This window comes from Kocuria atrinae (assembly GCF_039531425.1).
Taxonomy (GTDB): domain Bacteria; phylum Actinomycetota; class Actinomycetes; order Actinomycetales; family Micrococcaceae; genus Kocuria; species Kocuria atrinae.
Genome location: NZ_BAAAQA010000026.1, coordinates 78631 through 89094, shown reverse-complemented (window position 1 = coordinate 89094; position 10464 = coordinate 78631). Strand labels below are relative to the sequence as shown.

The window sequence follows — 10464 nt, the reverse complement described above, 5'->3', positions numbered from 1 at the left end:
TATCACACACAACAAATCATCAATATTGTTGTTCGCGTTCACTATGTGGTTGACAACCAACAACACCACGGAGAGACCCTGTGTTGGGTGTTTCTGGTCTGGGGTTGGTTTGGTAATTGAATAATGGTCCACAACACCCGTGGTCTTGTTCCCCCCTTTTTTTTGAGTGGGGGTTCGGGTTGCGGGGTACTGGAACCCACCAACACTGCAGGGGCTGGTCTCTTGTTAGGTGTTGGGATGTATAGGTTTCCCACTACGCGACGTTCTCGTGTTGGTGGGGTTGGGTTTTCGGTGGTTATAGCGTGGGGGAAACGCCCGGTCCCATCTCGAACCCGGAAGCTAAGGCCCACAGCGCTGATGGTACTGCACTCGGGAGGGTGTGGGAGAGTAAGTCACCGCCGGAATTAACGTTAGTTGAGGGGATACACGCCTGTTGGTGTGTGTCCCCTCAACGCTTTTAACATCGCCTATGTAGCGCGGTGGCCAAGAGGAGGGGTACCGGCTCACGCTGGTACCCCTCCTCTTCGCATTTAACAGGCATGTCGAAGCCATGAGTGGTTGCTCTGCATCAGCGGGGCAGCTGCCCATGGCTTTCGTTGTTTAACAGCCGCGCCGGTTTGGGAGGTCGCCTCAAGGACACGGTGGTATTTGTGAACATTCATCTCCGATGTGCGTTTCGCCGTCGGGGACCCTTGCGCAGTACAGCAGAATAGGTGTGTTCCAGGACACGCCGCGCTGAGGAGATATGCGTCATGAACCCCATCAACAGTCAGAGCCAACGGACGCCGCTGTGGACTCCCTCTCAGGACGACGTCCAGACGTCGCGAATGTTTGACTTTGCCCGGTGGGTCTCGAACAGGAACGGACGCCAGATAGCCGATTTTCGTTCCCTGCACAGTTGGTCTGTGGAGTACCCCGAGGAATTCTGGCGGGGAGTGTGGGATTACTTCGACATCGTTGCGTCGGAGTCTGCGGATGTCGTCTTGGATGGGGCGTCGATGCCCGGCGCCCGCTGGTTTCCCGGTGCCAAACTGAACTACGCGGAGAACACGCTGCGCGCTGCGCGGTCGCGTCCTGAAGCCGTTGCCATCAGAGGCGAGCACGAGAGTGGAGAACCCACTCGCCTGACGTGGGGTCAGCTGGAATCACAGGTTGCGTCCGTGGCCCGCAGACTGCGTGAGATCGGGGTGGTGCCCGGGGATCGCGTAGCCGGCGTCTTGCCGAATATTCCGGAAACGACCGTGGCTCTCTTGGCCGCCGCGTCCGTGGGCGCAATCTGGTCCGTGGTGAACACCGACTTCGGCCCGGGCGGCGTCGCGGATCGTTTTGCCCAGATCGAACCGAAAGTCCTCTTCACAGTCGACGGGTATGAATTCGGTGGCAAGCTGCGGGATATGACCGACAGCTACCAGGCTCTGCGCGGCGTATTGCCGACCGTGGAGCACCTGATTGTGGTGGATCAACAACCCGTCGGTCGGGTGGGGCAGTTGCCGGTTGATGCGCTGCGCTATTCGGAGATCATAAATTCACCCGCGGAACCCGCATACGAGCAGGTTTCCTTCGAACATCCACTCTGGATCCTGTATTCGTCCGGGACCACGGGTAAACCGAAGGGGATCGTGCATTCGCACGGAGGCGTGGTGGTGGAGTTTCTCAAGGCACTGGGCCTCCATGCTGGTCTGGGCCCAACCGATGTCGCCTATTTCGCGGTGGCCACCACGTGGATGGTGTGGAACATGTTGGTTGGCATTCTTCTCACTGGCGCCACGATCATCACCTACGACGGCGCTCCCACATTCGGCGGTCCTCAGAAGTCTCTGGACTTGGTGGCCAAGAATAAAGCCACGTTCTTCGGCACGGGAGCAGGTGTGCTGACCATGATCGAACGATCGGGCGTGGTTCCTAATGTGCACCAGGATTTCTCCGCGTTGAAGTCCATCCTGGTCACGGGGTCGCCGTTGCCTGACTCCACATGGGATTGGGTATATGAGTCGGTGTCCGACAATGTCCGGCTCGGATCTGATTCCGGTGGTACTGACATCACCAGTGCCTTCATCGGCTCGAACCCCTACCAGCCGGTGTACCGAGGTGAGATCCAGGGCCCTTACCTGGGCGTGGATGCCCAGTCCTGGAACGCTCGCGGGGAACGTGTGTGGGATGAGGTGGGGGAGCTGGTCATCGCTCAACCGCTACCCAGCATGCCGGTGTACTTCTGGAACGATGCCGATGGCTCGAGATATCGGTCGGCGTACTTTGACATGTTCCCGGGCGTGTGGCGACACGGGGACTGGGTTACGCAACTGAGTGATGGCCCGTTCATCGTGCATGGCCGCTCCGACTCAACGATCAATCGGGGCGGCATCCGGATGGGCTCTGCGGACATCACCCACGTGGTGGACCAGGTGGCTGGGGTGTCGGCGTCCATGGTGATTGGTGCCGAGCTGGCCGGCGGTGATTACTACATGCCACTCTTCGTAGTCCCGGACCCCGCAACAAACCTCACGGATGAGCTGCGGGCAAGGATCGTGACAGCCATTCGGGACGAGATATCGCCGCGTTACGTGCCGGACGAAATCATTGAGGCCCCGGCCGTTCCCAAGACTCGAACGGGCAAGCTACTGGAGATTCCGGTCAAAAAGTTGTTCCAGGGTGCGGATCCAAGCAGTCTCAATCGTGCAACCGCCGAGGATGCCGAGGTCCTCGATTGGTATGCCCGAACCGCAAATGAATACACGGCTCGGAAAACGCGCCCGTCTGCATGAATCGGGCGCTGTGAAACCACATTGAGGCGGTAACGCAACCAAGTGTCATCGCCTCCGTGGTGGCTCAGGAAACGAACTGCTCCCCTGGTACGAACCAAAGGTTTCGGATCGCAGCAGGGGAGCAGCGCAAGTGACTGTCGAGAGACGGCGTTAGGAGATGACCTTTCCGGGGTTCAGGTTGTTCCCGGGGTCCGTGCTGGTGAACAAGGCTCGCATGATGTCTGCGCCCTCGGGGGAAATGTCCTGCTCCATCCACGGCTGGTGCTCCAGGCCAACACCGTGGTGGTGGGACAGTGTGCCACCGTTGTCGATGAATGCCTGCTGAATAGCACTCTTGACGGTGTGGTACTCCTCGTAGGGGTTCTCGTCGTTGTAAACGTAACCGAACGTGAAGTACAGGCAAGCTCCCGAATGGTAGGAGTGGGACATGTGCGACATGATCCACCCCTTCTTGCCCAGGGCCGCATAGGCGCGTTCGGCGGCGTCGTAGACGGCCTTGTGGACCGTGGTGAGCTTGGACCAGGGCGCTGCCGTCTCGGACACGTCACCCACGGTGTTCTGCTCGAGCAGGAAGTCGCGCAGGTAGGGGGTGTCGAACTTCTTCTGGTCGTAGAGGGCCCCGGGGCCTGAACCGAGCACGATGGCCCCGTTCTTCTTGGCGATGCTGGACACCGCCTTCTTACGCGCTTCCACATTCTTGGGGGATCCTTCGAAACACACGTAAGAGATGCACATGTCGTCCGTGTCCCAGCCGCGTTTACGCATCACGGCCCAGAGTGCCTCTTGGCCCTTGGCCGCGAGCTTGCCCTTGGTCGACGTCGGCTCTTTCTGCGTTGCGAGCGAGAAAGCCGTCTCGTGCGCATCGGAAACACGGGCGAACGCGAGCGGAATCTCCGCTTCGGTGAACTGTCGAACTGCAGTGAGCGCCTGCTGCCATGTGGGATACATGTAAGCAATGACCTGGTGCTTCTCGGGCAAACGATGGACGTGAACGGTCAGTTCCGTAATGATGCCCAACCGCCCCTCGGAACCGATGATCATTTCGCGCAAGCTCGGGCCCGTGGAAGTGGACGGCAAGGGCCGCAGCACCACGGTTCCGGTGGCACGCACCATGCGAAGCCCGCGAATAATGTCTGCGATGTCCCCGTACTTGTCCGATTGCATGCCCGAGGAGCGAGTCGCGGCCCAACCCCCCAGTGTGGAGTACGTGAAGGAGTCCGGGAAGTGGCCCAGGGTCCAGCCGCGAGCATTGAGCTGCTCTTCCATGTCGGGGCCGAGCACACCGGCCTGAATGGTGGCGAGCCCTGAGGTTTCGTCAATCTCGAGGACCTTGTTGAGACGGCCGAGGTCCACGGAGACAATGCAGCGATCTTCCGAAGGATCCGGCTGCAGGCTGCGTGAGATGCTGCTGCCGCCACCGAAGGGGATGAGAACCAGATCGTGCTCGACCGCTGCGCGCATGAGCGCAGCAACTTCGTCCTCGGTGCCCGGGTAGATCACGACATCCGGGATGCGGTGAAAATCGTTGCGCAATGTCTGGAGTAGTTCCAGAACGGATTTGCCGGCCCAGTGGACCACACGCAGCTCGTCGTCGGTGCTCACGTTGTCCGCGCCGCTGATGTTGCCCAGTAGCTCGAGAATCTTGTCCGGCGCTTGTGAAGCGGGAACGTTCGCGGTCGAGAAATCCACGGTGTCCCGCTCGCGCGGACGCAGCGTCACCCCGATGGCCTCCTTGACGAAGGGTGCAAAAGCGGGCTTGTTCTCGTAATTGAAGAAAACGCCTTCTTCGCCCCAGCCCCACCATTTCTGGTGTTTTACGTGTGCCACTGCTGTGCGACCTCTTTCTTCGGGGGTATTCAGTCTTGAATTTTGCTTCGGTTCGAAGCGTACAGTGCACGAACCGCTGCTTCGATGCGTTCGTTGAACCCGGCAACGGTTTCGTTTCCGCGTGTTCGCAGGGGCGCCCCCACGGCAACGACAACCGGTGGCCTACCGGGGCGCGGCCAGCTCGAATCCTTGGGCATGGCTTCGTGGGCACCGATCAAGGCCACGGGCACTACGGGTATCTCCAGCGAGTGAGCCAAACTGGCCGCGCCCACCTTGAAGGGGGCCATCTTGCCCGTCTTGGAGCGTGTGCCTTCGGGGAAGATCAAAATGGGGATTCCCGCGGCCAACAACTTCTTGGACAGGCCGCGGTTCGCCCCGGTTCCGGTGCGGTCAATGGGGAAGGCATTGAAGATCAACTGCGTGAACAGCTTTTTGTACCAGGCCGTAAAGAAATAGTCTGCGGCAACACCAGTGGCCAGATAACGGGAGATGTAGTGGGGTACCCCGCTCATGACCAGCGGGGCATCCAGGTGACTCGAGTGATTGGCCACCACTACGCAGCCGCCCTTCACACCGAACGCGGCGGGATCCACCACATTGGTTCGGGTGATCAGGCGATTGACCAAACCCTTGAAGAAGATGGTTTGTGCGATCTTCCGGGCGATCCTCCGGCCGGTATGTGTGTAGTAGGCCGTACCTACCTTGGCCGATTCAGCCGGCGGGGCCGGGGGAGCGGGATCGGCCTGTGCAACTGGCCCTTCCAGCGACTCCATGATGTGGGGCCGCTCGACCGGCTGGCGGGTGTGCTTACCGCGTGCCCGACCGCTCGGCTCCTTGGGCTGGCCCGGCTGTTCGTTGAGCCGGCGCGCGTGTTTCCCTCGAAACCGGTCGGTCTGGTCCTGAGGGGGTTTCGGCTGATCGTCCTGCGGTGCCATGGATCAGGCCTTCTTCTCGCGCTTGCGTGCCCCGGAAACCTGCCGAGAAATCCAACGCACCGTGGGGCGGGGCAGGTGATGCAGCGCTGTGAAAACTGTTTTGTATCGGATGGTGGGAATCGAGATGACCTTGCCCCGAGCGACGTCGGCGAGGGCTTCATCCGCGACGCTGTCTGCGTTGAGCCACATGAAGTTGGGGATCGAGGACCCCGCGATGCCCGCGCGACTGTGGAACTCGGTGCGCACCCAGCCGGGCAGAACGGCGGTTGCCTGCACGCCCGTTCCGTGCAGTTCGACCGCCAGCGATTCGGTCATGGACGTGACATAGGCCTTGATGGACGAATACTGGCCCATGGTCACACAGCCGGCGATAGAGGCGATATTGACGATCCAACCGGTGCCACGGTGCATCATGGATCGGCCAGCGGCACCGGAGAGCAAGGCTACTGCGCGGCACATGACATCCGTGCCCACATCGTGCGGGGAGAAGTCTTCGCTCAAGAAGGGCGTACCCACCGAGAAACCGGCGTTGTTGACCAGCAAATCAACGGGGGCTGAAGTGTCTGCCAGGCGCTGTGCAACGCGCTCCACGTGTTCACGGTCGGACAGATCTGCCGCTATGACCTCCACATGAATGCTGTACTCGCCGGCCAGATCTTCGGCTACTTCCCGGAGCCGATCCTCGTTGCGGGCCACCAGGATCAGGTTGAAGCCCTCACGGGCTAACGAGCGTGCGAACGCGGCTCCTAGGCCTGACGTTCCACCGGTCACAAGAGCGGTAAGCATGCCACTAAGATACACTACGGTAGGCGTAGCGAATCGGGTTCATGGCCCGTGCGGGCACAGATTTTGCTCGGAGTCATCGAGGAGGGACAGTGACAGAGGAGTCCTACCTGGCATTGCACCGGCAGGGCAGGTTGTACGGGCCCACGGACCACGAACTTGTCCTACGAACTCCCTTCGAGGTCCGACAATTCACCCGCGACGCCCAGGGAAGCCTGCGCGGGGACATCGATATGACCGCCTTCCACCAAAATCCGTTGAGCGAGGAACGGCTCCGAGAGCTGCGCTACCTGTGGGACGTGGAACGCTCCACCATGGGGCAGGTCCGCCACGTGGTGGTCAGCTATACGAACAAGGAATCGCGCGTCGCGGCTTTCCTCACCACGTGGGCCTATGAACGTCACTGGATCGCCGATGCCTATCAGGCCGTTCTCGAGGCACACGGCCAGGATGTTTCCGGCCCTGTGGAACACGACCACTTGCTCCTCGATCGTGTGGAACGCGCGCTCGACAACCTGGCCCCCATGACGGATTCCGTGTGGACCAACCTTTTCGGCGAGGATGTCGTGGCCGGGCAGATGGCACGCGGCTGGGCCCGCGAGGCCGCAGTGCGAGCGGCCCTGGAGACGTTCGACGACGCCGCAGCCCATCCCGATCTTTCAGCCCTCCTCCGGCGCGTGGTTGAGCTCAAGTCCGTTCACCAACGATTCTTCGCGGTGGAAACAAGCGAGCGAGTGCGTCGCTCTCCCCGAGCGGCGTCCTTCGCGCGCCGATACGTGTCCTTCGGCTTCAATCCGCTGCGACCGGTGGGTGTCTCACGAGCGGCCTTCCGAGAGTTCGTCGTCAGCTTGTGCCCCACGGTGCGCGACACCAGCCGACTGCTGCAACGAGCCGATGAACCGTTGCAACGAACGCACGAGACCGCCGGTACGGAACCGCTGCGCAGGGCGCTCGAACGCGATCAAGTGGTGAACCGCTACGCTCTTTTCTAAGTTGTTGAACCCAAGGAGACGGTGGCCAACCGTCCCCGTCTTCACGCCACGGGCGTGCCAGAACACCCCTACCTCCGGAGGATCCCGTTGACCCAGACCACCACCAAGCGCGTACTGCTCACGGGAGCCACCGGGTTCCTGGGTCAGGCGGTCCTGGAACGCTTGCTGTCCAGCCACGACGACATCCATGTCACCGCGGTGATCCGGCCCAAGGGATCTCTGTCCGGGCAGGCTCGACTGAAGCAGCTGCTGCGCAAACCCGTGTTCAAGACGTGGCGTGAATCGGTGGGGAAGGAACGTGCGGAGGGGATCTTCACGGAGCGCACGAGCGTCCTCGAGGGCGATCTCACCGGTCTGGCGAGCATTACGGAACCTTTCGACGTGGTCGTGCACTCCGCTTCGACCGTGTCCTTCGATCCGCCCATCGATGAGGCCTTCAAGACCAACGTGGGCGGCGCCGTGGGCCTCTACGAGTTGCTGCGGGCAACGGGCCAGAACCCCCACGTGGTGCACGTTTCCACGTGCTACGTGGGTGGTATCGCCAAGGGCCTGCGTCCAGAAGCACCCGTGGATCACAGCGTGGACTGGGACGTGGAGTTCCAGGCCGCGGTCCGTGCCGCGGACACCGCCCAGGTGGAATCCCGCTCTCCGGAGCGGCTGCAGTCCTTCATTGAGAAAGCCACCTCCCAGTTCGGCAAGGAAGGTCCCAAGTCTGTGGCCCGCGCCGCGGAAGAGGCTCGGCAGGCATGGGTCCAGGAACGACTGGTCGACCACGGACGCACCCGTGCACAGTCGCTGGGCTGGACCGACATCTACACCTTCACCAAGGCCCTGGGTGAGCGTGTAGCGGAGGAGAAGTGGGCCGGCGCGGGACACCAGCTGTCCATCGTGCGTCCGGCAATCATCGAATCCGCACTGCGCTACCCGTTCCCGGGCTGGATCGACGGTTACAAGGTGGCGGACCCGCTCATCATGGCCTATGCCAAGGGCGCGCTGCCCGAGTTCCCGGGTCTACCCGACTCCGTTCTCGACGTGATCCCGGTGGACTTCGTGGTCAATGCCATCGTGGCCCTGGTCACCCAGGGGCACCGAGCGCCGTCCGGCGAGCTGACCGAAGAAACGGATATCGACCCGCAAGCAGCCTACTACCAGGTGTGCTCGGGGGCCTCGAACCCCCTGCCCTTCCACCAGATGTACGAGAACGTGCGGGAGTTCTTCCTCGCACAGCCGCTCGAGGACTCCAACGGAAACCCCATTGCTGTTCCCGAGTGGAAGTTCCCCGCCAACAATGCCGTGGAGCGCGGCCTCGCGCTCAAGGAGAAGCTCGCCGCCGCGGGTGGCAAACTGAGCGCCGTCCTGCCCGCCACGGCTCGTACCCGGGAGTGGACCAACTCGCTGCACCGGATGCAGACAGGTCTGGGGTCGCTGCGCACCTACGTGGACCTCTACCAGAACTACACGCGCACCGAAATGATTTTCGACGATACGCACACGCGTCGTTTGGACCGGGCACTTCCTGAGTCCGCACCCGAGGATCAGCACTTCGACCCGCGCGCCATCGACTGGCGGGACTACTGGCAGAACGTACATCTCCCCGCGCTCACCGAGATGACCCGCGCCTACGGTCGTTTGAAAGCCGCCTCGCGCAAGCGTGAATCCCGACCGCGCGGACTCAAGTCCGGAACCGACGTGGTGGCGATCTTCGACCTCGAAGGCACGGTGGTGTCCGGCAACATCATCACGCAGTACGCCAAGCTGCGCCGCAGGGAACTGAGCCCGGTGCAGTGGCCCGGCGAGATCACCGAACTGCTCGGCAACGCACCCACTTACGTCAAGGCAGAACGCCGCGACCGCGGTGAATTCATCCGCGCGTTCCTGCGCCGCTACGAGGGCGTGTCCGTGGAACGAGTGGAAGAGCTCATGAACGGTTCGTTGGGCCGGGCCATGGAGAAAAGCCTGCGACCGGGTGCTCTGCAGCGGATCGAGGAACACCGTGCAGCTGGACACCACACCGTGCTGGTCACGGGTTCTCTGGACCTATTGGTGAGCCCCATCGCGGACCTGTTCGACCACGTGGTGGCCGGACGCATGGAGGTCACCGACGGCAAGCTCACCGGCTACCTGGCCACCCCGCCCCTCGTGGACGAGGCCCGCGCACAGTGGCTCAAGCGCTACGCGGAAGAGAACGGATTCGACCTGAGCAGGTCCTACGGATACGGCGACTCCGTGGCCGACGCGAGCTGGTTGTCCCAGGTCGGACACGCATACGCCGTGAACCCAGATTTGCCGCTGTACCGCCGCGCCAAGAAGTCGCACTGGCCCATCGAGGACTGGAGGAAGCCTGAGCCATGGCCTTCAACATCGACAAGTTCGCAGAGACATCGCAGCGTGTGAAATGGGCTGATCTGGACATGGGTGAATTCATCACCCACCCACTGCCCGAGAGCACCCTGCGCTGCCTGCGGTACATGTGCGATGTGGAGTACCACACCGTGTGCTACATGCGAGACATGTTGGTGACTCCTTCGCACCAGGACAAGGACGTTTCCACGTTCATGACCATGTGGAACCGCGAGGAGTACTGGCACGGTGAGGCGCTCGCCGAGGTGCTGGGCTTGCACGGCATCGTGGTCGACTACGACGAGCTCAAGGCCAAACGCATGAAGCTCGGGTGGTCCGAGGCGCTCAAGCCGCTCAAACAGTCGCTGTTGTCCAACATGGTGGGCGCGGACTTCATCGCCACCCACATGGCCTGGGGTGCAGCCAACGAGTGGTCCGCGGTCGCGGCGTACCGACGGTTGGCGGATCTCGAGAAGCATCCGGTGCTCGCCGTTCTACTCAATCGGATTGCCGCTCAGGAGTCTCGGCACGTTGCCTTCTACGCGACCCAGGCTCGACGTCGCTTGGAGTCCTCCCGCAAGGCCCAGCGGCTCACGCGCTTCGCCCTGCGAAAATTCTGGGCGCCCGTGGGCTCCGGGGTCATGGACCCGGACGAGGTGGACCATGTGATGCGCGAGCTTTTCGGCGGTGCGGACGGTGCCCGCGAGATTGATCGACTGGACCACAACATTGCCAGATTGCCGGGAATGGACGGGCTGCGGATCTTCCATAACGCGACCGCGCACGCGCGCGAGTCTCACCGGTCGGAAACCGTAACGGCCTGAG

Annotated in this window: 7 protein-coding genes and 1 rRNA gene; 5 read left to right on the top strand and 3 right to left on the bottom strand. The window is 62.0% G+C overall.

Features of this window, described 5'->3' with window-relative positions; all coding sequences use genetic code 11:
* Positions 1-287 precede the first annotated feature (287 nt).
* Both rrf and ABD283_RS12185 read left to right on the top strand, forming a co-directional pair.
* A 5S ribosomal RNA gene (gene rrf / locus ABD283_RS12190) occupies positions 288-404 on the top strand.
* Positions 405-752: 348 nt separating this feature from the next.
* Positions 753-2762, top strand: a complete 2010-nt coding sequence (locus ABD283_RS12185; protein ID WP_344225272.1) for an acetoacetate--CoA ligase — start codon at positions 753-755, stop codon at positions 2760-2762.
* Positions 2763-2912: 150 nt separating this feature from the next.
* Here the strand turns inward: ABD283_RS12185 and ABD283_RS12180 are convergent, their stop codons facing one another.
* Genes ABD283_RS12180 through ABD283_RS12170 form a run of 3 tightly spaced genes read right to left on the bottom strand, consistent with a single transcriptional unit; the run spans position 2913 to position 6310 of the window.
* Positions 2913-4589: an FAD-binding oxidoreductase gene (locus tag ABD283_RS12180; protein WP_344225271.1), complete on the bottom strand. Its 1677-nt coding sequence runs from the start codon at positions 4587-4589 to the stop codon at positions 2913-2915.
* 29 nt (positions 4590-4618) lie between these two features.
* Positions 4619-5524, bottom strand: a complete 906-nt coding sequence (locus ABD283_RS12175) for a lysophospholipid acyltransferase family protein (protein WP_344225270.1) — start codon at positions 5522-5524, stop codon at positions 4619-4621.
* Between the two features lie 3 nt (positions 5525-5527).
* Complete coding sequence (locus ABD283_RS12170) at positions 5528-6310, bottom strand: SDR family NAD(P)-dependent oxidoreductase (RefSeq protein WP_344225269.1); 783 nt, start codon at positions 6308-6310, stop codon at positions 5528-5530.
* Between the two features lie 89 nt (positions 6311-6399).
* On the opposite strand from ABD283_RS12170, the gene ABD283_RS12165 reads away from it, so the two are divergent.
* From ABD283_RS12165 to ABD283_RS12155, 3 genes are all read left to right on the top strand, one after another.
* The gene (locus tag ABD283_RS12165; RefSeq protein WP_344225268.1) at positions 6400-7299 is read left to right on the top strand and encodes a hypothetical protein; all 900 of its coding nucleotides are present in this window, start codon (positions 6400-6402) and stop codon (positions 7297-7299) included.
* Positions 7300-7386: 87 nt separating this feature from the next.
* Entirely contained in the window at positions 7387-9693 is a 2307-nt protein-coding gene (locus ABD283_RS12160; RefSeq protein ID WP_344225267.1) for an HAD-IB family hydrolase, read from the top strand.
* Complete coding sequence (locus tag ABD283_RS12155; RefSeq protein WP_344225266.1) at positions 9648-10463, top strand: ferritin family protein; 816 nt, start codon at positions 9648-9650, stop codon at positions 10461-10463. The genes ABD283_RS12160 and ABD283_RS12155 overlap by 46 nt, the downstream gene beginning before the upstream one ends.
* Position 10464 lies beyond the last annotated feature (1 nt).

Coding starts and splice junctions, on each gene's coding strand:
- ABD283_RS12185 (WP_344225272.1), top strand. CDS start 753: ATGAACCCCATCAACAGTCAGAGCCAACGGACGCCGCTGTGGACTCCC.
- ABD283_RS12175 (WP_344225270.1), bottom strand. CDS start 5,524: ATGGCACCGCAGGACGATCAGCCGAAACCCCCTCAGGACCAGACCGAC.
- ABD283_RS12170 (WP_344225269.1), bottom strand. CDS start 6,310: ATGCTTACCGCTCTTGTGACCGGTGGAACGTCAGGCCTAGGAGCCGCG.
- ABD283_RS12155 (WP_344225266.1), top strand. CDS start 9,648: ATGGCCTTCAACATCGACAAGTTCGCAGAGACATCGCAGCGTGTGAAA.